The 22,182-nt window shown below is 72.9% G+C and carries 24 protein-coding genes; 16 read left to right on the forward strand and 8 right to left on the reverse strand.

Going from position 1 to position 22,182, the window contains the following annotated elements; genetic code table 11:
• Positions 1–44: 44 nt before the first annotated feature.
• From AB0C02_RS11260 to AB0C02_RS11270, 3 genes are all read left to right on the forward strand, one after another.
• Positions 45–1,262 (forward strand): S8 family serine peptidase, encoded by a 1,218-nt coding sequence (locus AB0C02_RS11260; protein ID WP_357543634.1) that lies wholly within the window; start codon positions 45–47, stop codon positions 1,260–1,262.
• A gap of 106 nt (positions 1,263–1,368) precedes the next feature.
• On the forward strand, positions 1,369–1,944 hold the full coding sequence (locus AB0C02_RS11265; RefSeq protein WP_357543636.1) for an HhH-GPD-type base excision DNA repair protein: 576 nt from the start codon (positions 1,369–1,371) through the stop codon (positions 1,942–1,944).
• Between the two features lie 98 nt (positions 1,945–2,042).
• Positions 2,043–2,402 (forward strand): DUF3099 domain-containing protein, encoded by a 360-nt coding sequence (locus AB0C02_RS11270; RefSeq protein WP_357543638.1) that lies wholly within the window; start codon positions 2,043–2,045, stop codon positions 2,400–2,402.
• Between the two features lie 33 nt (positions 2,403–2,435).
• Here the strand turns inward: AB0C02_RS11270 and AB0C02_RS11275 are convergent, their stop codons facing one another.
• Positions 2,436–3,332: a PfkB family carbohydrate kinase gene (locus AB0C02_RS11275; protein ID WP_357543640.1), complete on the reverse strand. Its 897-nt coding sequence runs from the start codon at positions 3,330–3,332 to the stop codon at positions 2,436–2,438.
• Positions 3,333–3,488: 156 nt separating this feature from the next.
• On the reverse strand, positions 3,489–4,415 hold the full coding sequence (locus AB0C02_RS11280; protein WP_357543642.1) for a pseudouridine-5'-phosphate glycosidase: 927 nt from the start codon (positions 4,413–4,415) through the stop codon (positions 3,489–3,491).
• 87 nt (positions 4,416–4,502) lie between these two features.
• Between AB0C02_RS11280 and AB0C02_RS11285 the strand changes: the two genes are divergently transcribed.
• The 3 genes from AB0C02_RS11285 to AB0C02_RS11295 all read left to right on the forward strand — a co-directional run bounded on the left by AB0C02_RS11285 (position 4,503) and on the right by AB0C02_RS11295 (position 7,369).
• Positions 4,503–4,721 (forward strand): DUF3039 domain-containing protein, encoded by a 219-nt coding sequence (locus AB0C02_RS11285; protein WP_357543644.1) that lies wholly within the window; start codon positions 4,503–4,505, stop codon positions 4,719–4,721.
• A 40-nt stretch (positions 4,722–4,761) separates the two neighbouring features.
• Complete coding sequence (locus AB0C02_RS11290; protein ID WP_357543646.1) at positions 4,762–5,412, forward strand: TRIC cation channel family protein; 651 nt, start codon at positions 4,762–4,764, stop codon at positions 5,410–5,412.
• A gap of 223 nt (positions 5,413–5,635) precedes the next feature.
• Positions 5,636–7,369 (forward strand): DEAD/DEAH box helicase, encoded by a 1,734-nt coding sequence (locus tag AB0C02_RS11295; protein ID WP_357543648.1) that lies wholly within the window; start codon positions 5,636–5,638, stop codon positions 7,367–7,369.
• Positions 7,370–7,474: 105 nt separating this feature from the next.
• On the opposite strand, the gene AB0C02_RS11300 is transcribed toward AB0C02_RS11295, so the two are convergent.
• Positions 7,475–7,708: a hypothetical protein gene (locus tag AB0C02_RS11300; protein WP_357543650.1), complete on the reverse strand. Its 234-nt coding sequence runs from the start codon at positions 7,706–7,708 to the stop codon at positions 7,475–7,477.
• Positions 7,709–7,955: 247 nt separating this feature from the next.
• Positions 7,956–9,557, reverse strand: coding sequence for an RNA polymerase sigma factor (locus AB0C02_RS11305; protein ID WP_357543652.1), 1,602 nt, complete (start codon positions 9,555–9,557; stop codon positions 7,956–7,958).
• A 278-nt stretch (positions 9,558–9,835) separates the two neighbouring features.
• Between AB0C02_RS11305 and AB0C02_RS11310 the strand changes: the two genes are divergently transcribed.
• The gene (locus AB0C02_RS11310; RefSeq protein WP_357543654.1) at positions 9,836–10,657 is read left to right on the forward strand and encodes an inositol monophosphatase family protein; all 822 of its coding nucleotides are present in this window, start codon (positions 9,836–9,838) and stop codon (positions 10,655–10,657) included.
• A 49-nt stretch (positions 10,658–10,706) separates the two neighbouring features.
• Here the strand turns inward: AB0C02_RS11310 and AB0C02_RS11315 are convergent, their stop codons facing one another.
• Positions 10,707–11,222, reverse strand: a complete 516-nt coding sequence (locus tag AB0C02_RS11315; protein ID WP_357544525.1) for a LytR C-terminal domain-containing protein — start codon at positions 11,220–11,222, stop codon at positions 10,707–10,709.
• Positions 11,223–11,655: 433 nt separating this feature from the next.
• Here AB0C02_RS11315 and AB0C02_RS11320 point away from each other — a divergent pair, with 433 nt between their 5' ends.
• Complete coding sequence (locus AB0C02_RS11320) at positions 11,656–11,952, forward strand: DUF4193 domain-containing protein (RefSeq protein ID WP_007075406.1); 297 nt, start codon at positions 11,656–11,658, stop codon at positions 11,950–11,952.
• 207 nt (positions 11,953–12,159) lie between these two features.
• On the forward strand, positions 12,160–12,972 hold the full coding sequence (locus tag AB0C02_RS11325) for a hypothetical protein (RefSeq protein ID WP_357543656.1): 813 nt from the start codon (positions 12,160–12,162) through the stop codon (positions 12,970–12,972).
• A 6-nt stretch (positions 12,973–12,978) separates the two neighbouring features.
• On the opposite strand, the gene AB0C02_RS11330 is transcribed toward AB0C02_RS11325, so the two are convergent.
• Entirely contained in the window at positions 12,979–13,479 is a 501-nt protein-coding gene (locus tag AB0C02_RS11330; protein WP_357543658.1) for a DUF3093 domain-containing protein, read from the reverse strand.
• 86 nt (positions 13,480–13,565) lie between these two features.
• Here AB0C02_RS11330 and dut point away from each other — a divergent pair, with 86 nt between their 5' ends.
• From dut to AB0C02_RS11350, 4 genes are all read left to right on the forward strand, one after another.
• Positions 13,566–14,063 carry a dUTP diphosphatase gene (gene dut, locus AB0C02_RS11335; protein ID WP_357543660.1) on the forward strand — a complete coding sequence of 166 codons (498 nt, stop codon included), beginning with the start codon at positions 13,566–13,568 and terminating at the stop codon, positions 14,061–14,063.
• 25 nt (positions 14,064–14,088) lie between these two features.
• Positions 14,089–14,784 (forward strand): DUF3710 domain-containing protein, encoded by a 696-nt coding sequence (locus AB0C02_RS11340; RefSeq protein ID WP_357543664.1) that lies wholly within the window; start codon positions 14,089–14,091, stop codon positions 14,782–14,784.
• Between the two features lie 219 nt (positions 14,785–15,003).
• Complete coding sequence (locus tag AB0C02_RS11345) at positions 15,004–15,384, forward strand: OB-fold nucleic acid binding domain-containing protein (protein WP_357543696.1); 381 nt, start codon at positions 15,004–15,006, stop codon at positions 15,382–15,384.
• On the forward strand, positions 15,381–16,064 hold the full coding sequence (locus AB0C02_RS11350) for a DUF3159 domain-containing protein (protein WP_357543702.1): 684 nt from the start codon (positions 15,381–15,383) through the stop codon (positions 16,062–16,064). The genes AB0C02_RS11345 and AB0C02_RS11350 overlap by 4 nt, the downstream gene beginning before the upstream one ends.
• Positions 16,065–16,098: 34 nt before the next feature.
• Here the strand turns inward: AB0C02_RS11350 and AB0C02_RS11355 are convergent, their stop codons facing one another.
• Together AB0C02_RS11355 and AB0C02_RS11360 are read right to left on the reverse strand one after the other, a co-directional pair.
• Positions 16,099–16,791 carry a TrkA family potassium uptake protein gene (locus AB0C02_RS11355; protein WP_357543707.1) on the reverse strand — a complete coding sequence of 231 codons (693 nt, stop codon included), beginning with the start codon at positions 16,789–16,791 and terminating at the stop codon, positions 16,099–16,101.
• Positions 16,792–16,794: 3 nt separating this feature from the next.
• Positions 16,795–17,460, reverse strand: a complete 666-nt coding sequence (locus AB0C02_RS11360) for a TrkA family potassium uptake protein (RefSeq protein ID WP_357543714.1) — start codon at positions 17,458–17,460, stop codon at positions 16,795–16,797.
• A gap of 155 nt (positions 17,461–17,615) precedes the next feature.
• Here AB0C02_RS11360 and AB0C02_RS11365 point away from each other — a divergent pair, with 155 nt between their 5' ends.
• Genes AB0C02_RS11365 through AB0C02_RS11375 form a run of 3 tightly spaced genes read left to right on the forward strand, consistent with a single transcriptional unit; the run spans position 17,616 to position 22,127 of the window.
• A complete protein-coding gene (locus AB0C02_RS11365) occupies positions 17,616–19,685 on the forward strand; it encodes an APC family permease (RefSeq protein WP_357543743.1) in 2,070 nt (689 codons plus the stop codon).
• Entirely contained in the window at positions 19,682–20,920 is a 1,239-nt protein-coding gene (locus AB0C02_RS11370) for a TRAM domain-containing protein (RefSeq protein ID WP_357543780.1), read from the forward strand. The genes AB0C02_RS11365 and AB0C02_RS11370 overlap by 4 nt, the downstream gene beginning before the upstream one ends.
• A gap of 13 nt (positions 20,921–20,933) precedes the next feature.
• Positions 20,934–22,127: an anhydro-N-acetylmuramic acid kinase gene (locus tag AB0C02_RS11375; RefSeq protein ID WP_357543797.1), complete on the forward strand. Its 1,194-nt coding sequence runs from the start codon at positions 20,934–20,936 to the stop codon at positions 22,125–22,127.
• The last annotated feature ends 55 nt before the right edge of the window (positions 22,128–22,182 follow it).

A 22,182-nucleotide genomic window follows, 5' to 3' on the forward strand; every position in this document is an offset into this window, starting at 1 on the left:
CTCGGTGGCCACGAGCCCGGGCGTACCCAGTAGGGAGCCAGACGATGTCCGACGTGTCCGTGCCCCGGCGTGCGTTGCGCGCGCTCGCCATCGCGGCAACCGCCGCGGCCCTTACCGCCGCCGCCTCGACCCCCGCTCTCGCCGCCCCCACCGGCGACATCCGCTACGCCTCCTCGCCCGACGCCATCAGCGGCAGCTACCTGGTGGTGCTCAAGAGCGACGTCGTGGGCTCCGCCAACAGCCTCGGCGCCCGCACCGCGGTCCCGGGCCGCGCCGCCGGCCTCGCCAAGCACTACGGCGGCACGGTCGGCACGGTCTGGAGCTCCGCGCTGACCGGCTACAGCGCGAAGATGAGCACCAACCAGGCCCGCCGGCTCGCCGCCGACCCGGCCGTCGCATACGTCGAGCAGGACCGGGTGGTGACCACCCAGGCCACCCAGACCGGCGCGACGTGGGGGCTGGACCGGATCGACCAGCGCAACCTGCCCCTGAACGGCAACTTCACCTACCCGAACACGGCCACCAACGTGCGGGCGTACATCATCGACACCGGCATCCGGATCACGCACAGCGACTTCGGTGGCCGGGCGAGCTGGGGCACCAACACCGTGGACACCAACAACACCGACTGCAACGGCCACGGCACGCACGTCGCCGGCACGGTCGGCGGCACGAAGTACGGCGTGGCCAAGGGCGTACGCCTGATCGCGGTCAAGGTGCTCAACTGCTCCGGCAGCGGCAGCACCACCGGCGTCGTGAACGGCGTCAACTGGGTCACCTCGAACGCGGTCAAGCCGGCCGTGGCCAACATGAGCCTCGGCGGCGGCGTCAGCACCACCCTCGACAACGCGGTGGCCAACTCGATCGCCTCCGGCGTGACGTACGGCATCGCGGGCGGCAACGACAACGCCGCCGCCTGCAACTCGTCCCCGGCCCGGGTCTCCACCGCGATCACCGTCGGCGCCACCACCAGCACCGACGCCCGTGCCTCGTACTCCAACTACGGATCCTGCCTGGACATCTTCGCGCCGGGCTCGTCGATCACGTCGGACTGGAACACCAACGACAGCGCCACCAACACGATCAGCGGCACCTCGATGGCCACGCCGCACGTGGTCGGCGCGGCGGCGCTGGTGCTCGGTGCCAACCCGTCGTACACCCCGGCGCAGGTGAAGAGCTACCTCACCAGCAACGCCACCAGCGGCGTGGTGACCAGCCCCGGCAGTGGCTCGCCGAACCGGCTGCTCTTCGTCGTCAACTGACGACCCACCCCGCACGCGGCCCGGTGGGACCCCCTCCACCGGGCCGCGGCGCCCTGTCCCGGGGAGTCGGCGCGGCGGGCGACGCCCCGACCGGCAGGATGAGGGCATGACGCTCTCCCTGCCCATCGCCGCCGAGGCCAACGAGCTGCTGGCGCGCAGCCCGTTGGCGCTGCTGCTCGGCATGGTGCTCGACCAGCAGGTGCCGATGGAGAAAGCCTTCTCCTCGCCGTACGTCCTCACTCAGCGACTCGGCCACGAGCCGGACGCCCGGGAGCTGGCCGGGTACGACCCGGAGGCCCTGGTCGCGCTCTTCGCCCAGCCGCCGGCCCTGCACCGGTTCCCCAAGGCCATGGCGGCCCGGGTCCAGGAGGTGTGCCGGGTCCTGGTCGAGCGCTACGACGGCGACCCGGCCGGGCTCTGGTCCGACGTCACGGACGGCCGCGAGTTGCTGCGCCGGGTCGGTGAGCTGCCCGGTTTCGGCAAGCAGAAGGCGCAGATCTTCGTCGCCCTGCTCGGCAAGCGGTTCGGCATCACCCCGGACGGCTGGCGGGAGGCCGCGGGCGGCTACGGCGACGCCGACTCTTACCGCTCGGTGGCCGACGTGACCGATCCCGACTCGCTGCGCCGGGTGCGGGAGTACAAGCAGCGGATGAAGGCGGAGGCGAAGGCCGCCAAGGGCTGACCGCCGTCGAGGAGGACCCTGCGCCCTTGGTTGCGGCGAATTTCGCCGATCAACGGTCGGGGGTGTCAGGATGAGGCGTAACCCCCTCGAGGAGGCCCATGGTGAAGCGTCAGGCGTACCAGCCGATCCTGATCACCGACGCCTCGCGCAGCCAGGACGACCAGCTCAACAGCCGGCAGAAGCGCTACGTGCTGATGATGGGCATCCGGGTTGCGTGCCTGGTGGTCGGTGCGATCCTGGTCGGCACGAAGGCGCCCCTGCTCTGGCTCTGGCTGCCGTTGTGCGGCCTCGGGATGGTGCTCATCCCGTGGCTGGCGGTGCTGCTGGCCAACGACCGCCCGCCGAAGGAGCAGCACCGCCTCGCCAACAAGCTGCACCCCCGCCACCGTGACGAGCCCCCACCCGCGGCCCTCCCCGCCGAGGAGCGACCCCACAAGGTCATCGACGCCGAACCCTGACCGCAAGATCGACGGAAGGGCGGATCGGGCGGGTCAGGTGGGGCGGGCACCGACCGAGGAGACGGCCAGGGCGCCGAGGTCGCCGGCGCGGGACAGGGCCGTGCGGGGGTCGGCGCCGGCCAGCCAGGCGGTGAGCAGGCCGGCGGCGAAGGCGTCCCCGGCGCCGGTGACGTCGACCACGGGGACCCCGTGGGCGGCTGCCGTCTCGACCACCCCGCCACGGTCCACCCAGACCGCCCCGGCCGCGCCTCGCTTGACCACCACCCGCCGGGCCACCGCCGTCAGCGCCCGCCCCTGCGCCGCCGGGTCCAGCCCGCCGGCCAGCACCGTTGCCTCGTCCGTGTTGACCAGCAGCAGGTCGACGTCGCGTACCCAGGTCAGGAAGGCCGGCGCACCAGCCCGCCGCAGCGGCGCCGCAGACGCCGCGTCGACGCTGGTGGTCAGCCCGCGCTCGCGGGCGGCGGCCAGCGCGCGCAGTCCCGCGCCGCGCGACCCGGCGTCCAACAGGGTGTACGCGGACAGGTGCAGATGCCCGGCGTCGGGTGCCGCCGCCAGGGCCCGGTCGACCTGCTCGGCGGTCAACCGCAGGTTCGCCCCGCGCTGACTGATCATGGTGCGCTCCCCGTCGTGGGCGAGCACGATGACCGTCCCGGTCGGGTAGCCCTCATGGCGTTCCACCGCGCAGGTCACCCCGCCCCGGGTCAGCTCGGCGACCCGCTCGCGGCCCGCCTCGTCGTCGCCGACGGCAGCGGCGAGCGTGACGTCGGCCCCCTGAGCGGCGAGCCAGGCCGCCGTGTTGGCCGCCTGCCCACCACCGCTGAACCGGATTCCGGCCGCGGTGTCCGAGCCGGTCGCCAGGGGGCCGGTGAGCACCGCGACCACGTCGGTGATCACGTCGCCGACGACGACGATGCCGGGTGTCCGACTCATGCCGCCACCTCGCTTCGCTCGGCGTCGCCATGAGGCACCACGGCACCGCGCCGATGATTCGCTCGCTGACGCTCGCTCATGCCGCCACCTCGCTTCGCTCGGCGTCGCCATGAGGCACCACGGCACCGCGCCGATGATTCGCTCGCTGACGCTCGCTCATGCCGCTGCTCGGGCCGCGGCGGCGACCGCGATCCGGGCCGCCAGGTCGGCGTTGCGCAGGATGATGCGGACGTTGACCGCCAGGCTGGCGCCCTCGGTGGCCGAGTGGAAGTGGGCCAGCAGGAACGGGGTGACCGCCTTCCCGGTCACCCCCTCGCGGGCCAGCAGGGCCAGCCCGTCGGCGAGGGTGCGGTCGTGCAGCGCCGGGTCGAGCTGCTCGTCGGCCGGCAGCGGGTTCGCCACCACCAGCCCGCCGTGGTGCACCCCCTGCCGCTCCCGCGCGAGGAGCACGTCGGCAACCTGCTCCGGCGATTCCAGCGACCAGTCCAGGTCGAAGCCGGCGTCGGTCAGGTAGAAGCCGGGGAAGCGGTGGGTGCGGTAGCCGACCACGCTCACCCCCAGGGTCTCCAGCCGCTCCAGGGTGGCACCCACGTCGAGGATCGACTTCACTCCGGCGCAGACCACCGCGATCGGCGTCCGGGCCAGGGTGATCAGGTCGGCCGACTCGTCGAAGGTCTGCGCCGCCTCCCGGTGCACCCCGCCGAGGCCGCCGGTGGCGAAAACGCCGATCCCGGCCGCCACGGCCACCGCGCTGGTCGCGGCCACCGTGGTGGCGCCGTCCGCGCCGGCCGCCGCCGCCAGAGCCAGATCGCGTACGGAGAGCTTGCGCACACCGTCGACCGTGGCGAGCCGGGTCAGCTGCGCGTCGTCCAGGCCCACGATCAGCTCGCCGGCGACCATTCCGATGGTGGCCGGAACCGCCCCCGCCTCCCGGACCGCCTGCTCGATCTGGCGGGCGACCAGCAGATTGTCCGGTCGGGGGAGGCCGTGCGAGACAATGGTGCTCTCCAGGGCGACGACCGGATGCCCGTGGCGCAGGGCATCGGCCACCTCACCGCCGAGGCTGATGTGAAAGTTGGTCACTTCCGTTACGTTACGGGCCGCCTCCGGCCGGCCTGCGGTGGACCGGCTTAGGCGGACCTGTAAAACTTGAAAGTCGGAGGTGTAAACGTGAGCACACAGGTTCTCGAACGTCCCGAGGTGAAGGACGCCGATACCGGTCCCGAGATGTTCCACTACGTCCGCAAGGACAAGATCGCCGAGAGTGCGGTCATGGGCACGTACGTTGTCGCGCTGTGCGGGGAGACTTTCCCGGTGACCAAGGCCGCCAAGCCGGGTTCGCCGGTCTGCCCCAAGTGCAAGGAGATCTACGACTCCTGGCGCGAGTGACCGCGGGCGGCTCCGCCGCCCGCCCACGTACCCTTCGCCGGTGACCACCTCCACCGCCCTGCTCGTCGCCGACCTCACCGGTGTCGCGGTCTTCGCCGCCTCCGGTGCCTCCGCGGCGGTGGCCAAACGGCTCGACCTCTTCGGGGTGGTCTTCGTCGGCGTCGTCGCCGCGCTCGGCGGTGGGATCTTCCGCGACCTGGCCATCGGCGAGGTCCCGCCGCTGGCCTTCGCCGACTGGCGGTACGCGGTCACCGCGGCGGCGACCGCTGTCGCCGTCTTCTGGCTGCACCCGCAGCTCGCCCGCCTGCGCACCACCGTGCTGGTGCTCGACGCGGCCGGTCTCGGCCTGTTCACCGTCACCGGCACGCTCAAGGCCCTCGACGCCCACGTCCCGCCGGTCGGCGCCTGCATGATCGGCATGCTCACCGCGATCGGCGGCGGCCTGGGCCGGGACCTGCTCACCGGGGAGATCCCGGTGGTGTTGCGCCGGGAGATCTACGCGCTCGCCGCGCTCGCCGGATCGATCCTGGTGGCGCTGCTGTCGGCGTACGGACATGCGCACACGGCCGGGCTGACCGTCGCGGTCCTCTTCGTCTTCGCGGTGCGGCTGGTCGCGCTGCGGCGGCGCTGGTCCGCCCCGGTAGCCACCCTGCGTCCGCCCCGCACCGGCACCCGCGGTCCGCGGGGCTGAGCGGCTCGCTGCCCCGCCCCGGGCTGTGCCGGGCACCCTCGGGCGAGCGGGGCCCGCGGAGCCGGCGGATGTGACCAGCGTGGCGTCGAGTGGGGAGAAGAGGCCCCGCTGGTTATGCTGAGTCGGCCTTCGCTGCACCGGATGCGCGAGGGCCTTTTCATGGGCGGCGGTACCCGTGGCCCTCGGCCCGGGCCCGCCGTTCGAAAGCGGAGAGGAGCTACGGGTGGCACCGCGGTTGCCGGCGTTCGACACGTTCCCGCCCCTGCGGGCCTGGCAACGCAAGGCGATGGTGGACTACCTGCGTCGCCGTACCGAGGACTTCACGGCGGTCGCCACGCCCGGCGCCGGCAAGACCACCTTCGCCCTGCGGATCGCCGCCGAGCTGCTGAACGACGGCACCGTCGAGGCCGTCACCGTGGTCGCCCCGACCGAGCACCTCAAGACCCAGTGGGCGCAGTCCGCCGCCCGGGTCGGCATCCAGCTCGACGCCGCCTTCCGCAACGCCGACCTGCACTCCTCCGCCGACTTCCACGGCGCCGTCATCACGTACGCCCAGGTCGGCATGGCGCCGCAGGTGCACCGGCGGCGCACCATGACCCGGCGCACGCTGGTCATCCTCGACGAGATCCACCACGCCGGCGACTCGCGTACCTGGGGCGACGGCGTCAAGGCGGCGTTCGAGCCCGCGGTACGCCGGCTGATGCTCACCGGCACACCGTTCCGCTCCGACGACAACCCGATCCCGTTCGTCAGCTACGAGCGGGGCGGCGACGGGCTGCTGCGTTCCCGCGCCGACTCGGTCTACGGCTACTCCGACGCGCTGCGCGACAGCGTGGTCCGGCCGGTGCTCTTCCTGGCGTACTCCGGGGAGACCCGGTGGCGCACCAACGCGGGGGAGGAGCTGGCGGCGCGGCTGGGCGAACCGATGACCCAGGATCTTGTCGCGCAGGCGTGGCGGACCGCCCTGGACCCGGCCGGCGACTGGATGCCGCAGGTGCTGCGGGCCGCCGACGCCCGGCTGACCGTGCTGCGCAACGCGGGCATGCCCGACGCCGGCGGCCTGGTGATCGCCAGCGACCAGCAGGCCGCCCGCTCGTACGCGAAGCTGTTGGAGCAGGTGACCGGCGAGAAGGCGACGGTGGTGCTCTCCGACGACCAGGGCGCGTCCGGGCGGATCGCGACATTCGCGGCGTCCGAGCAGCGCTGGCTGGTCGCGGTGCGAATGGTCTCCGAGGGGGTGGACATCCCCCGACTCGCGGTCGGCGTCTACGCGACCAGCGCCAGCACCCCGCTGTACTTCGCGCAGGCGATCGGCCGGTTCGTCCGGGCCCGGCAGCCCGGGGAGACCGCCTCGGTCTTCCTGCCCAGCGTGCCGCACCTGCTCGGGTTGGCCAGCGAGATGGAGGCCGAGCGGGACCATGTGCTCGGCAAGCCGAAGGAGTCCGACGGCTTCGACGACGACCTACTGGAGCGCGCCCAGCGCGATGACCAGGCCAGCGGCGAGTTGGAGAAGCGGTTCGCGGCGCTGTCCGCGACCGCCGAGCTGGACCAGGTGATCTTCGACGGGGCGTCGTTCGGCACCGCTGCCCAGGCCGGCACCCCCGAGGAGGAGGAATACCTCGGCCTCCCCGGACTGCTCACCGCCGACCAGGTCGCGATGCTGCTGAGCAAACGGCAGGCCGAGCAGTTGGCCGCGCAGCGGCGCAAGGCCGCCCAGCGGGCCGCTGAGCCGGCCGCTGAGGCCCCGGCGTCAGCGCCACCAGTGATGAGTGCCGCCCAGCGGCGGGTGGCGCTACGGCGCCAGCTGAACGCTCTGGTGGCCGCCCGGCATCACCGCACCGGGCAGCCACACGGCAAGATCCACGCCGAGCTGCGCCGGATTTGTGGCGGCCCGCCGAGCGCCCAGGCCACCATCGAGCAGCTCGAGGAGCGCATCGCCACCGTCCAGACCCTCTGAGCGGTAAGGAAGGTCGGCGCGCGCCAGGGACGGACGCGAAAAGCCGGCCGGAGGCACCCCTCGGGGGCCTCCGGCCGGCTATGTCACGGTTGGGCGATTGCGGATTCAGTTCGCCATCAGGTCGGCGCCGCGCCAGGTGAACTCGGGGTCCGTGGCGTAGCGCACCGTGATCTTGACGAGATCCTCCGCGTACTTGTTCGCGTGGTGCCCACAGAACACCAACTCGCTTCCGCCCGACAGAGTGATCCGGAGCTTGCCGGCAGCATTGCAGCGGTCGCACCGTTCATCGGTGGCCGGGGGGCTCACCGTCTCGGGCGGCGGCGTGAGGGTCGGGGTCATCGCCTTCCTCCTCTGGTCGTCACCGATGAACAATCTCTTGGGTCGTTGCTCACCTATCGTGCAACACCCATCTCGGGCCCTGCCTTCCCTGTGTGCCCGCGAGGGACCGAGGTCACACCTGGCGTGGAGGACAGTGTGTCGTGCAACAAGGGTGCCACGTCAACGATCACAGACGGGCAACCGATCGATCACCGAAGAATGTTCCACAGCTGGTGATCAAACCGACACGATTGGTTGACGTGTGCGGTCAGTCAAGGTAGTCGCGGAGCACCTGCGAACGCGACGGGTGCCGCAACTTGGACATGGTCTTGGATTCGATCTGCCGGATGCGCTCCCGGGTCACGCCGTACACCTGGCCGATCTCGTCCAGGGTGCGGGGCTGACCGTCGGTGAGGCCGAAGCGGAGGCGTACGACACCCGCCTCGCGCTCGGAGAGCGTCTGGAGAACCTGCTGGAGCTGGTCCTGGAGCAGCGAGAACGAAACCGCGTCGACCGCGACCACGGCCTCCGAGTCCTCGATGAAGTCGCCGAGCTGGCTGTCTCCCTCGTCACCGATGGTCTGGTCGAGCGAGATGGGTTCCCGGGCGTACTGCTGGATCTCCAGCACCTTCTCGGGCGTGATGTCCATTTCCTTGGCCAGCTCCTCCGGGGTGGGCTCGCGGCCCAGGTCCTGGAGCAGCTCGCGCTGGATCCTGCCGAGCTTGTTGATCACCTCGACCATGTGCACCGGGATGCGGATGGTGCGGGCCTGGTCGGCCATGGCGCGGGTGATGGCCTGGCGGATCCACCAGGTGGCGTAGGTGGAGAACTTGTAGCCCTTGGTGTAGTCGAACTTCTCGACTGCCCGGATCAGGCCGAGGTTGCCCTCCTGGATCAGGTCGAGGAAGGCCATGCCACGGCCGGTGTAGCGCTTGGCCAGTGAGACGACCAGCCGCAGGTTGGCCTCCAGCAGGTGGTTCTTGGCCCGCTCACCGTCCCGGGAGATCCAGAGCAGGTCGCGCTGCATGTCCCGGGTGAGCTTCTCCTCGCCCTCATCGGCGGCGCGCAGCCGCTCAGCGGCGTAGAGGCCGGCCTCGATCCGCTTGGCGAGCTCGACCTCCTGCTCCGCGTTGAGCAGCGGCACCTTGCCGATCTGCTTGAGGTAGGCCCGGACAGAGTCGGCGGAGGCGGTCAGCTCGGCGTCGCGACGCGCCTGCTTGAGCGCCTCGGACTCCTCGTCGTCCCACTCGAAGTCATTGTCGCTGGCGGAGTTGGCCGCGTCGGTCTCGGCGGCCTGGGTCAGCTCGGCGGGCTCGTCGACGACGACGTCCTCGATCTCGGCGGCCAGCTCCTCCGGGTCGATGTCGCCCTCGGGGCCCTCGCCCTTGCCAGCAGCCTTCGCCCCGGCGGCCTTCGCGGCCACCGTCGCCTTGGTGGCCCGGGTCGTCTTGGTGGCCTTCGCCGGGGCGGCGGCCTTGGCGGCCACCTCGGCGGTGGTGCCGGCGGCCTTGCGCGCGGTCGCCTTCCGCGGGGCGGGAGCCGTGGCCTCCTCGGCGGCCGGCGCCTGCTTCGGCGCGGGCGGGGCGGCCTTCTTGGTGGTCTTGGCGGTGGTGGCCCGGGAGGCGGGTGTGGCGGACCGGGCGGCGGCCACCCGGCGGCGGGTGGTGGCGGAGCCGTCCACGATCACCGTCACCCCCGCCTCGGAGAGCGCACGCAGGATCTTCTTGGCCTGGGCCGGGGTCACCTCAGCGGACTCGACGGTGCGCGCGAGCTGGGCCGACGTGAGCTGGCCGCCGGCGCTCTGCGCGTGGGCGATCAGGGTGTCGGTGAGCGAGCGAACGTCGGCGCCGGTCTGGCGGGGATCTGTCACGAAGACCTTCCGGAGGCGAAGAGCGGGAACGGCCGGTTCGTCCGGCGCAGCACGCCGTGCCGGGCGATGTCGTTGAGGGCCCCCGTGTCCCGGACCGGCGGGTCGGTGGTGGTCCGGGGCGCGTGGGCAGGCTGAATTGTAACGCCGTCTGCGGCGATCATTCGGCGCCGCACGGTGGATCGACGCTGTGGACTGCCGATTGGGCGCAGATGTGGACTTTGTAAGGATGATACCCGCGGGCGATCCGACCAGCCCGATCGTGCGGGAAGGGAACAAACATGATCCGCTCGGCGCCCACGCCGCGGGAGCTGTTGGAGATCGCGGTCACGGTGGCCCGGGACGCGGCCGCTACCGCCTACCGGATGCGGGCCGAGGGAGTCTCCGTGGCCGCGACCAAAAGCACCGTCACCGACGTGGTCACCGCCGCCGACCGGGCCGTCGAGCGGCAGGTGCTGGACGCTCTGCGGGCGCTCCGACCCGACGACGCGGTGCTGGGTGAGGAGTACGGCGCGGGAGAGACCGGCCCGGTCGCCGACGGCGGGGTGCGCTGGATCGTTGACCCGATCGACGGCACCGTCAACTACCTCTACGGGCTGCCGTACTGCGCGGTCTCCCTCGCCGCGGAGGTGGCCGGCGAGGTGGTCGCCGGGGTGGTGCGCAACGTCACCACCGGCGAGGAGTGGACCGCCACCGCCGGCGGTGGCGCCTGGCACGACGGGCAACGGCTGCGCTGCTCCGCCGAGACCGATCTCGGGCAGGCATTGGTCGCCACCGGGTTCGGTTACGACGCCGGCCGCCGAGCCCACCAGGCCCGGGTGGTGGCGGAGCTGATCCCACACGTCCGGGACATCCGCCGGATGGGTGCCGCGGCACTGGACCTCTGCCTGGCCGCCGAGGGGCGGGTGGACGCCTACTACGAGAAGGGGCTGGCTGCCTGGGACCTGGCGGCCGGCGGGCTGGTCGCGCGCGAGGCCGGACTGCTGGTGACCGGGCTGGCCGGGCGGCCGGCCGGGCCGGACCTGGTGATCGCCGCGCCGCCGGGGCTCTTCGAGCCGCTGCACACCCGGCTCGCCGCACTGGACGCCTCCGGCGGCCCGTGACCGGTGGGGCCCGGACCGCCGGAGTCGCGTGACCAGATCTGGGACGGCGCTATTTGCCGCCGTCCGGTGCCGGGCAGGTGCCGGGCGGCGCTACGGGCGAGCCGAGGTCGCCGAGGGACTGGTTGACCTCGGTGGTGGTGGCCAGCTGCTGGAAACTGCCGCCCAGGACCACGTCGACCGTGTCGTCCTTGCGCTTGATGTCGAAGGCCAGCGTGGCGTCGTTGAGGAAGTAGGCCCGGAGCAGGTGCGCGGAGCCGACGCCCTTGGGGCCGTACCGCAGCTCCGCGACCCCATTGACAGCCTTGGCGTTGTCCACCTTCTTGACCTGGAACTTGCGGTTGCGGAAGTCGTCCGCGACGCTGCCGGCCAGGCCCGGCTGGTCGCTGCCGTTGAGCACGTTGATCTTGACATCCTTCTGCTCGTGCAGCACCACGTCCGCCAAGGGCCAGCCCTTGGGACAACCCTTTGCGGTGCCCGCCTTGCTCTGGGTGTCACGGAGGATCGCGACGACGACGAAGACCACGGCGAGGACCGCCAACAGACCGAAGACAACGAGTGCCCGCACTCGCGCAAAACTCATCTGGGCGCTCCCGCACAGTGGTTGGGTGGCGGCGGCCGCTGGCGGTCGGGCCGCCCCGTCGGCCGTCGAGTACGCCGCTGAGGTTAACGGTTGTCCGGCCGTCGCGTGGAAACAGCCCGACATGCCGGCGCGCCACCGAAGGAACAGGTACTACTACCCCTATCTTCGTGTCGCCTGAGTCACATCGGGAACAACTTGGGGCGCAGGGGCGTACATCTCTGCCACGAGGGCGGTATACATGCCTCGCCCAACGGGGGGGTAAGGTTCCGCGCTCGCTGGGGAGTTTCCCCCGGCGGGACCCGGCCCACCGGTCGTCGGGTCGGGTGACCGACACAAATGGTGGCCGGCCAGTGGAACCGAAGCACGGCCTCCGGCGTTACAACCGGAAGCGACCATATCGATACGGGAGAGTGAACCGATGGCCACCGACTACGACGCCCCGCGTCGCGACGAGGTCGACCTCGGCGAGGACAGCCTGGAAGAGCTCAAGGCCCGGCGGGTCGACTCACAGTCGGGCGCCGTGGACGTCGACGAGGCAGAGGTGGCCGAGAGCTTCGAGCTGCCCGGCGCCGACCTGGCCGACGAAGAGCTCACGGTCAAGGTGCTACCGATGCAGCAGGACGAGTTCCGGTGTGCCCGCTGCTTCCTGGTTCACCACCGCAGCCAGCTGGCGGTCGAGCGCAACGGCGAGCTGATCTGCCGCGAGTGCGTCTGACGTCCTCGCGAACCGGCGGCGGCCTCCCTGACGGGGCCGCCGCTCGCCTCGCCGTGCGCGCACGGCGAGCAGCTGCTTGACTCGTACAGGCGGCTGCCGCGCCGCGTGGAGCACGGGAGGGCGAACGGTGAGCGAGCGGAGCGAGCGAGCCAGTTGGCTCAGTAGCGTGACGTCTCGCGCTGCCGGGGAGCGAAGCGAGGCGGCGGCGTGAGCGAGCGGGCGGGTGGAGCGGCTGAACCTGGCGACGCCGAGCGGCCCGCTCCGGTCACCTCGGACGGTGACGCGGAGCAGCTCGGCGCGACCGTCGCGGCGCTGACCGCCGACGACATCGCTCCCACTCGACGGCGGCAGTTGCTTGCCCGGGTGGCCGGTCAGGCCCGGGCCCGTGGCCTCACCGACCTGTTCAAGCCCAGGGCCGCGCTTCGCTGGATGACCGAGACGATCGCCGAGGTCGCTCCGCATGTGCCGGTCCGCGACCTGGCCACGCTCCGCCGGCATTTCCCAGGCCTGAGCGACGACGAGCTGGCCGAGCGGCTGATCCGCAACGCCGCCCGGGCCACCGCCGGCGTCGGCGCGGCCGGCGGCGGGGTCGCCGCGATCGAGTGGACGGTCACGCCGACGCTGCTTTCCGCGCCCGTGCTGCTGGCCGCCGAGACGATCGCCGTGGTGGCGATCGAGCTCAAACTGCTCGGCGAGCTGTACGAGATCCACGGGGTGCCATTGCCCATCGCACGCACCGAGCGCGCTGTGGCGCTGGTGCAGTCCTGGGCCGGCCAGCGCGGGGTCAACCCGATGATGCCGGGGGTCGGGGTGGGTGCGACGCTCGGCGCCGCCGCCCGCCGTGAGCTGCGGGACCGCCTGCTGCGCCGCTTCGGCCGGAACCTGACCACCCTCGGGCCGTTCCTGACCGGGGCCGCCGTCGGCGGCTACCTCAACCGCCGGGCCACCCGGTCCCTCGCCGATCAGATCCGCAAGGACCTGCGCCGCCGGCCCCGGGCGCTGCCGCCCGCCCTGCCCTGACCCGGCTCAGCCGGCGTCCCGGGCGGCGAGGATCGCTGCGGCCAGCTCCACCGGACGCCGCGTGCTCACCACCCAGAACGGAGTCGGGTCGGCCGGGTCGTCGAGGATCACCTGTACCGCGCCGCCGATCCACGGACGCTGCACCACGAAGGCGAGCGGGTCGGCCCCGACGCCGAGCACCTCGCGCCGGCCGGCGGCGTCCAGCGGGACGACGTCGGCGACGTAACGCGCCGGGAGACGAGCGTCGTCCACCCGCAGCTCCCCGTCGCGGACCTCGACCCGGAGTCGGCCCAGCCACGCCAGCACGGCCACCGCCGCCGGGATCAGCACCGCGAACGGCAGCCAGGAGCGCAGCCCCGGCGCGCCCATCCAGACCTCGGCGGCGAGCAGCCCGGCGCAGGCGAGCCCGGCCGGCCAGGCCCACCAGGGCAGCCGCAGCCGCTCCGCGTACGCCGGTGGGGTGCTCGCCGACGAAGCCGGGGCGGACGGGGACGACGACAGGCTCACAGTCCGAGGGTACGGCGCACGACGGGCCGGCCAACCGGCAGGATGGCAGGGTCACCCCCGCAAGGACCGGACGGAAGAGGAAGACCGTGACAGACGTCGTACCCGTGCCCGTACGGCAGCTCGACCCGGAGCTGCCGCTGCCGGCGTACGCCCATCCCGGCGACGCCGGCGCGGACCTGGTGGCCGCCGCGGACGTGGAGCTGCCGCCCGGCGGGCGCGCCCTGGTGCCGACCGGCGTTGCCGTCGCGCTGCCAGCGGGGTACGTCGGGCTGGTGCACCCCCGATCGGGGCTGGCGACCAGGCTCGGCGTGACGGTGCTCAACGCGCCCGGTACGGTCGACGCCGGTTACCGGGGTGAGATTCTGGTCAACCTGATCAATCATGATCGGGAGACGCCGGCGAAGATCAGCCGGGGCGACCGGATCGCGCAGCTCGTCATCCAGCGGGTCGCGCGGGCCGAGTTCCAGCCGGTGGCCGAGCTACCCGCGTCCCGGCGCGGGACCGGCGGGCACGGATCGACCGGCGGGCACGCCGGGCTGGTCCCGGCCCCGGCGGGTGAGCAGACGGAAGAGGTGGCAGGGTGAGTGCGAACAGCGGAGGGTGGGCGCAGTGATCTTCTCCCGAAAGCGGGCCGGCGAGGCGCGGCACGCGCGTGACGAGCGGTCCACCGAGGTCCTCGACACCGAGGAGACCGGGGGATCGACGGAGGCGCAAGCCCGCGGCCCCTACGACATCTCCGAGGCGCCCGACGAACCCCGGCTCGACCTGGGCAGCCTTCAGATCCCGGCGGTGCCCGAGGTCGAGGTGCGGGTGCAGGCCGACCCGCAGGGCGTGATCCAGCAGGTCGTGCTGGTGCACGGCGAGAGCGCCCTGCAGCTCGGCGTCTTCGCGGCGCCCCGCTCCGAGGGCATCTGGGCCGAGGTGCGCGAGGAGATCCGGCAGTCGCTGTTCAACGACGGCGCCGCCGCCCAGGAGATCGACGGGGAGTACGGCCCCGAGCTGCGCGCCCGGGTCCGCACCCCGGACGGCCTGACCGACCTGCGCTTCGTCGGCATCGACGGGCCGCGCTGGATGGTGCGCGGGGTCTACCAGGGCGGGGCCGCCACCGACCCGGCCGTGGCCGGCCCGCTGGCGCGGTGCCTCAGTGGCCTGGTGGTCGACCGGGGGCAGGAGGCCAAGCCGGTCCGCGAGCCGCTGCCGCTGCGGCTGCCCCGCGAGGTGGCCGAGCAGCAGGCCGCCGAGCAGCAGGCCGCCGAGCAGCAGGCCGCTGAGCAGCAGCTGGCGCCGGGGCAGCGCGAGGCCTGAGTCGTACCCTGCCGGGCCCGGCCCCGTCGGTTCCCGTCGACGGCGCCGGGCCCGTCGTGCGTGCGGTGCCGCCGCGGTACGCCGGGCTGAGCTGCCCGCCCTCACGCCGACTCCGCGGGCGGGTCGGTTCGGCGTACGCTGGCGGGACGGTTCCGGCATCCCGGGGCCGAGTCAGTGCCGGCGCGGTCCGGCGAGCGTGGAGAGGGTGACGCGGAGGTCATGACGACCGACGAGAGCCGGCTGTCGCTGCGGCGCCTCCTGCATCGGCTCACCGCGAGTGAGGCCGAGATCGAGGCGCAGGAGCTGCGCCGGGAGAGCGCCGAGTCCGGTGGCGTGCCGGCCCGGCAGTGCACGCGGGGTCAGGTGGTCTCGGTCGCCGGGCGGCTGCGTACGGTGGTCTATACGCCCCGGACCAACCTGCCGACGCTGGAGGCCGACCTCTACGACGGCAGCGACGTGGTCACCCTCATCTGGCTGGGCCGGCGGCACATTGCCGGCATCGAGCCGGGCCGGCACCTCACCGCCCGTGGCCGAGTGGCCGTCCGGGACGACCGCAAGGTGATCTACAACCCGTACTACGAGCTGGAGCCGCCGAAGTGACGACCGGAGCGCATCCGACCAGCGAGCCGGAGCTTGGGCCGGAGGACGAGCAGCCGTTGCCCAGCCTCGCCGAGCAGATGGCCGACCAGCTCGGCGGCTGGCGGGGGCTGGTCGAGTCGAGCATCCCGGTGGTGGTCTTCGTGATCGCCAACATCGTGGGCACGCTGCGCCCCGCGGTGATCGCCTCAGTGGCCGTGGCGCTGCTGATCGCCGGGCTGCGGCTGGCCCAACGCAGGCCGGTCCGGCACGCGGTCAACGGTCTGTTCGGCATCGCCATCGGCGCCGCCATCGCCTGGCGTACCGGCGACGAGCGGGACTTCTACCTCCCCGGCATCCTCTACGGCATCGGCTACGGCCTGGCCCTGCTGCTGTCGGCGGCGCTGAAGCAGCCGCTGGTCGGCTGGATCTGGTCGGTGCTGGTCGCCAAGGGCCGGTCGGAGTGGCGGGACGATCCACGGCTGGTGCGCACCTTCACCCAGCTCACCGTGCTCTGGGGCGTGGTCTGGCTGGCCAAGGTGGGTGTACAGGCCGGGCTCTACCTGGCCCACCAGGACACCGCGCTGGGCGTGGCCCGGCTCGCCCTGGGCTACCCGCCGTACGCGCTGCTGTTGCTGATCACCGTCTGGACGGTGCGCCGGGTGACCCGGGAGAACGCGCCGCAGCCGTTGCCGGGGGCCTGACCCCCCGGCGGCTGAGCCGGGCGGGGTGCCCGGCTCAGCCTTGATCCTGGTTGCCGCGCTCGGCGCTGGCCGGGCCGAGGATCACCGCCCGGACCTCGTCCTCCACGGCGGCGGTGCAGACGAAGATCAGCTCGTCGCCGGCCTCGATCGGGTCGTCCGGGCTGGGCACCAGCACCCGCTTGCCGCGCAGGATCGCCACCAGCGCCGCGTCCCGGGGGATCGGCACCGCGTGGATCGGCTGGCCCACGTACGGCGCGGTGGGCGGCAGGGTGATCTCGACCAGGTTCGCCTCGCCCTGCCGGAAGGTCATCAGCCGGACCAGGTCGCCGACCGTGACCGCCTCCTCGACCAGGGCGGCCATCACCCGCGGCTTGCTCACCGCGACGTCGACCCCCCACTGCTCGGTGAACAGCCACTCGTTCTCCGCCCGGTTGACCCGGGCCACCACGCGGGGCACCGCGAACTCGGTCTTGGCCAGCAGCGACACCACCAGGTTGACCTTGTCGTCACCGGTGGCAGCCACCACCACCTCACAGCCGGCGATGTTGGCCTCCTCCAGGCTGGCCAGCTCGCACGCGTCGGCGAGTACCCACTCGGCCGCGGGCACCCGGTCGGGGCGGAGCATCTTGGGCTGCCGCTCGATCAGCATCACCTGGTGCCCGTTGTCGATCAGCTCCTGGGCGATGGACCGGCCCACGTTGCCCGCGCCGGCGATGGCGATGCGCATGGCTCAGTACCCCCCTTCCGGCGGCGCCGCCGCCACCGAGGTGACCGACCCGATGATGTCGTCGGTCACCAGCATGAAGACCTGGTCGCCCTCCTGCACCACGGTGGCGGTGGCGGCCAGGGTGCCGATCCCGAACCGGATCAGGTAGGCCACCCGGGCGCCGGAGGACTCCTCGAGCTGCCGCAGCGGCCGGCCGATCCAGCTCTTGTGCACCGGCACCTCGATGATCGACACGGTGCTGGTCTCGTCCCGGAAGATCTCGACGTTGCCCTCGGGCACCAGATGCCGCAGCATCCGGTCGGCCGTCCACCGGACGGTGGCCACGGTGGGAATGCCGAGCCGCTCGTAGACCTGCGCGCGGCGCTGGTCGTAGATGCGGGCGGCCACCCGGCAGACGCCGAACGTCTCCCGGGCCAGTCGGGCCGAGATGATGTTGGAGTTGTCTCCGCTGGAGACCGCCGCGAAGGCATCCGCCCGCTCGATGCCGGCCTGGCGCAGCACCTCGCCGTCGAACCCCGCGCCGGTGACGGTGATGCCGCCGAAGTCCGGCCCGAGGCGGCGGAACGCGTCGGCGTCCTGGTCGATCACCGCCACCGAGTGCCCCCGGGCCTCCAGGTTGTGGGCGAGGGTCGACCCGACCCGGCCGCAACCCATGATCACGACATGCACGGTCCGCTCCTCCCACAGCGCGCCCCAATGGGCCCGTCGACCGCGAGCCTGCCACGTCCCCGCCGCCGACGAGGATCGACCGTACCGCGTGGGCTGGCGCACCGGTGATCAGCCACCCTGACCGCTACGGTCGGGTGGTCGTACCCTTGGCGATTGTGGCCAGACCCACCTCGCTGCTGAAGCGACTCCTCGTCGGTCGACCGTTCCGGTCCGACCGTCTTCAGCACACCCTCCTGCCGAAGCGGATCGCGCTGCCGGTCTTCGCCTCCGACGCGCTCTCCAGCGTCGCGTACGCGCCGGACGAGATCCTCCTGACGCTCTCCATCGCGGGCGCGTCGGCGTATCTCTACTCACCGTGGATCGCGCTCGCGGTGGTCGTGGTGATGCTCACCGTGGTGGCGAGCTACCGGCAGAACGTGCACGCCTACCCCTCCGGAGGCGGCGACTACGAGGTGGCGACGGTCAACCTGGGGCCGCGCGCCGGGCTGGCGGTGGCCAGCGCGCTGCTGGTCGACTACGTGCTCACCGTCGCGGTCTCGATCTCCTCCGGGGTGGCCAACCTCGGCTCCGTGCTGCCGTTCGTGGCCACCCACAAGGTGCTGATCGCGGTCATCGCGGTGACCCTGCTCACCGCGATGAACCTGCGCGGCCTGCGCGAGTCCGGCACGGCGTTCGCCATCCCGACCTACGGCTTCGTGATCGTGATCGGCGCCATGCTGCTCACCGGCCTGATCCGGATCTTCGTCCTCGGTCACGAGCTGCGCGCGCCCAGCGCCGGTCTGCAGATCCAGGCGGAGCACAGCGTGACCGGGTTCGCGCTGGTGTTCCTGCTGCTGCGGACCTTCTCCTCGGGCAGCGCCGCGCTCACCGGTGTGGAGGCGATCTCCAACGGGGTGCCGGCGTTCCGGGCGCCGAAGAGCCGCAACGCGGCCACCACCCTGCTGATGCTCGGGCTTATCGCGGTGAGCATGCTGTTCGGGATCATCTGGCTGGCCCGGCTGACCGGCCTGCAGTTCGTCGAGTCCCCGAGCCAGATCATCTCCGGGCCGGACGGGTACGTGCAGAAGACCGTCACGACCCAGCTCGGCGAGGCGGTCTTCGGCCACGGGTCGGTGCTGCTCTTCGTGGTCGCCGGGGTGACCGCGCTGATCCTGTTCCTGGCCGCCAACACCGCCTTCAACGGCTTCCCGGTGCTCGGCTCGATCCTTGCCCAGGACCGCTACCTGCCACGCCAGTTGCACACCCGGGGCGACCGGCTGGCGTTCTCCAACGGCATCCTGTTCCTCGCCGTCTTCGCGGCCGTGCTGATCATCGGTTTCCAGGCCGAGGTGACCCGGCTCATCCAGCTCTACATCGTCGGGGTGTTCGTCTCGTTCACCCTTTCCCAGGCGGGCATGATCCGGCACTGGAACCGGCACCTGCGCCACGAGCGGGACCGGGAGGCGCGTCGCCGAATGGTGCGCTCCCGGGCGATCAACGGCTTCGGCATGGTCCTGACCGGCACGGTCCTGATCATCGTGCTGATCACCAAGTTCCTGCTCGGCGCCTGGATCGCGATCGCCGCGATGGCGGTGATCTATCTGCTGATGCTGGCCATCCGCCGGCACTACGACCGGGTCGCCGCCGAGCTGGAGCCGACCGAGGCCCGGGGCGTGCTGCCCGCCCGTAACCACGCCATCGTGCTGGTCAGCAAGCTGCACCAGCCGACGCTACGGGCCATCGCGTACGCCCGGGCCACCCGGCCGGACACGGTGACCGCGGTGACCGTCAACGTCGACGAGAAGGACACCCGGGACCTGCAGGAGGACTGGGAAAGGCGGGAGCTGCCCGTGCCACTGACCGTGATCGACTCTCCGTACCGGGAGATCACCCGGCCGATCCTGAACTTCGTCGCCTCGGTCCGCCGGGAGTCGCCCCGCGACGTGGTCACCGTCTTCATCCCCGAGTACGTGGTGGGCCGCTGGTGGGAGAACCTGTTGCACAACCAGAGCGCGCTGCGGCTGAAGGGGCGGCTGCTCTTCGAGCCGGGCGTGATGGTGACCAGCGTGCCCTGGCAGCTCGCCTCCACCGCCAGCAAGAACCTGGACCGGCTGGACGCCACGCTCACCCGCGGCCCGAAGCGCGGGCCTCGGGTGGCACCGCGCAGCACTCTGCCGCCCGCCGCCCCGCCGGTGGTATCCGCCCCGCCGGCGCAGACCGGCTCGACCACCGGGGAGCGCCCGTGACGGCGCCCGCCCGACGCGGGCTGGAGGAGGCCGAGCGGGTCGAGCTGACCGTGGACGCGGTCGCGCCCGGCGGGCACTGCGTGGCCCGGGTGGACGGCCAGGTGGTCTTCGTGCGGCACGCGCTGCCCGGGGAGCGGGTGGTGGCCGAGGTGACCGAGCTGCACCGGGGCTTCGCCCGCGCCGACGCGGTGGAGATCCTGGTCGCCTCCCCGGACCGGGTCGAGCCGCCCTGCCCGTACGCGAGGCCGGGCCGCTGCGGCGGCTGCGACCTCCAGCACGTCGCCCCCACGGCCCAGCTCGACTGGAAGACCGCCGTGGTGCGCGAGCAGCTCACCCGGCTCGGCGGTCTCACCGACGGGCAGATCGGCGCCCTCGACCTGCGGGTGGCGGCGCTGCCCGGCGGCCCGCTGGGCTGGCGCTCCCGGGTCCGCTACACGGTCGACGGCGCCGGCCGGGCCGGCCTGCTCAAACATCGTTCGCACCAGGTGGTGCCGGTCGACCGCTGCCTGATCGCCCACCCGGCCATCCAGGAGCTGCCGGTGCTGCTCCCCAGCGGGGCCCGCTGGCCGGACGCCGACGCGGTGGAGACGGTCGCCTCCACCGGCGGGGACGTCAGCGTCACCGCGTTCGCCGAGGGGACGCCCACCCCGATCAGCGGTCCGGCCCTGGTCCGCGAAACGGCCGCCGGCCGGGAGTGGCAGCTGTCCGCGTCCAGCTTCTGGCAGGTCCACCCCGCGGCGGCGGACGCCCTGGTCGGCGCGGTCCTCGACCTGCTCGCCCCGCAGCCCGGCGAGACCGCCTGGGACCTGTACGGCGGTGCCGGCCTCTTCGCCGCGGCCCTGGCCGGCCGGGTCGGCGACGCCCGGATCACCCTCGTCGAGTCCGCCGAGCAGGGCGTGGCCGCCGCCCGGGAGAACCTGGCCGACCTGCCCGGGGTGGAGGTGGTCGCGGCCCGGGTGGAGACCGCGCTGGGCCGCCGTCGGGTCACCGGCCCGGTCGACCTGGTGGTGCTCGACCCGCCCCGCTCCGGCGCTGGCGCGCCGGTGGTGCGGCACATCGTCGCCGCCGGTCCGCGCGCGGTGGCGTACGTGGCCTGCGACCCGGCCGCCTTCGCCCGGGACGTGCGCGCGTTCACCGAGCTGGGTTGGCGGCTGGCCGCGCTGCGCGGCTTCGACCTGTTCCCGATGACCCAGCACGTCGAGCTGGTCGGTCTGTTCCTCCCGCCCACCAGCTGAATAACCTGGCCCGATGAAGATCGTCGGGCTGATGTCGGGGACGTCGTACGACGGGGTGGACGTGGCGGCGGCCGAGTTCACCCGGGACGGGGAGACGCTGCGGCTGCGTCCGCTCGGGCACCACGGCCTGGACTTTCCCGACGACCTGCGCGCCGAGATCGGCGCGCTGCTGCCCCCGGCGGCCACCACGATCGAGGCGGTCTGCCGGCTGGACAACCGGCTCGGGGAGGTCTTCGCCGAGGCGGCGGCGGTCGGGGTCGAGCTGGCCGGGGGCCGGGTCGACGCGGTGGTCTCGCCCGGACAGACCGTCTTCCACTGGGTCGAGGCGGGCCGCGTCCGGGGCACCCTCCAACTCGGTGCGCCGGCCCGGGTGGCCGCCCGGGTGGGCGTACCGGTGCTGCACGACCTGCGGTCGGCGGACGTGGCGGCCGGCGGCCAGGGCGCCCCACTGGTGCCGGCCTTCGACGCGCTGCTGCTCGACCCGGGCGGGCCCGGTCCGGGCCCGGCGCTCAACCGGGCCGCCGGTAAGCGTGCGGCGCTCAACCTGGGCGGGATCGCCAACCTCACCGTGGTCGCCCCCGGCGCACCCGTCCTCGGGTACGACGTGGGCCCGGCCAATGCCCTGCTAGACGCGGCGGCCCGGCGCCTTCTCGGCCGCCCCTGCGACCTCGACGGCGCCCGCGCGGCGGCCGGCCGGGTGCACCCGGGCCTGCTGGAGCTGCTGCTCGCCGAGCCCTACTACGCCGCGCCCCCGCCCAAGTCCACCGGGAAGGAGCTGTTCCACGGCGGCTACCTGGACGGGAAGCTGGCCGCCCTGGGCGAGCCGGTGGCCGCCGACGACGTGCTCGCCACGCTGACCGAGTTGACCGCCCGGACGGTGGCCGCCGAATGTGACCGGTTCGCAGTGACCGAGGTCGTCGCGGCCGGCGGGGGTGTGCGCAATGCGACCCTGCGGGCCCGGCTGGCCGCGCTCGGGCAGGGGCGGTGGCGGCTGCGGACCACCGACGAGCTGGGGGTGCCGGCGCAGGCCAAGGAGGCGTACGCGTTCGCCCTGCTCGGCTGGCTCTCCTGGCACGGGCTGCCCGGGGCGATCCCGTCGGTGACCGGGGCGTCCCGGGCCGCAGTGCTGGGCTCGTGGACCCCGTCCGGCCCGGCGTACGGGGCCGTGCCGCCGGCCCCGCCGCGTCGGTTGGTCGTCACCGCGTGACCGCCGTCGGCGGCTGCGGAGATCCATGGTCGGGCTGCGGGTCGGTGGGCGGCCG

It is taken from the genome of Micromonospora sp. NPDC048999 (genome assembly GCF_040649295.1).
GTDB lineage: Bacteria > Actinomycetota > Actinomycetes > Mycobacteriales > Micromonosporaceae > Micromonospora.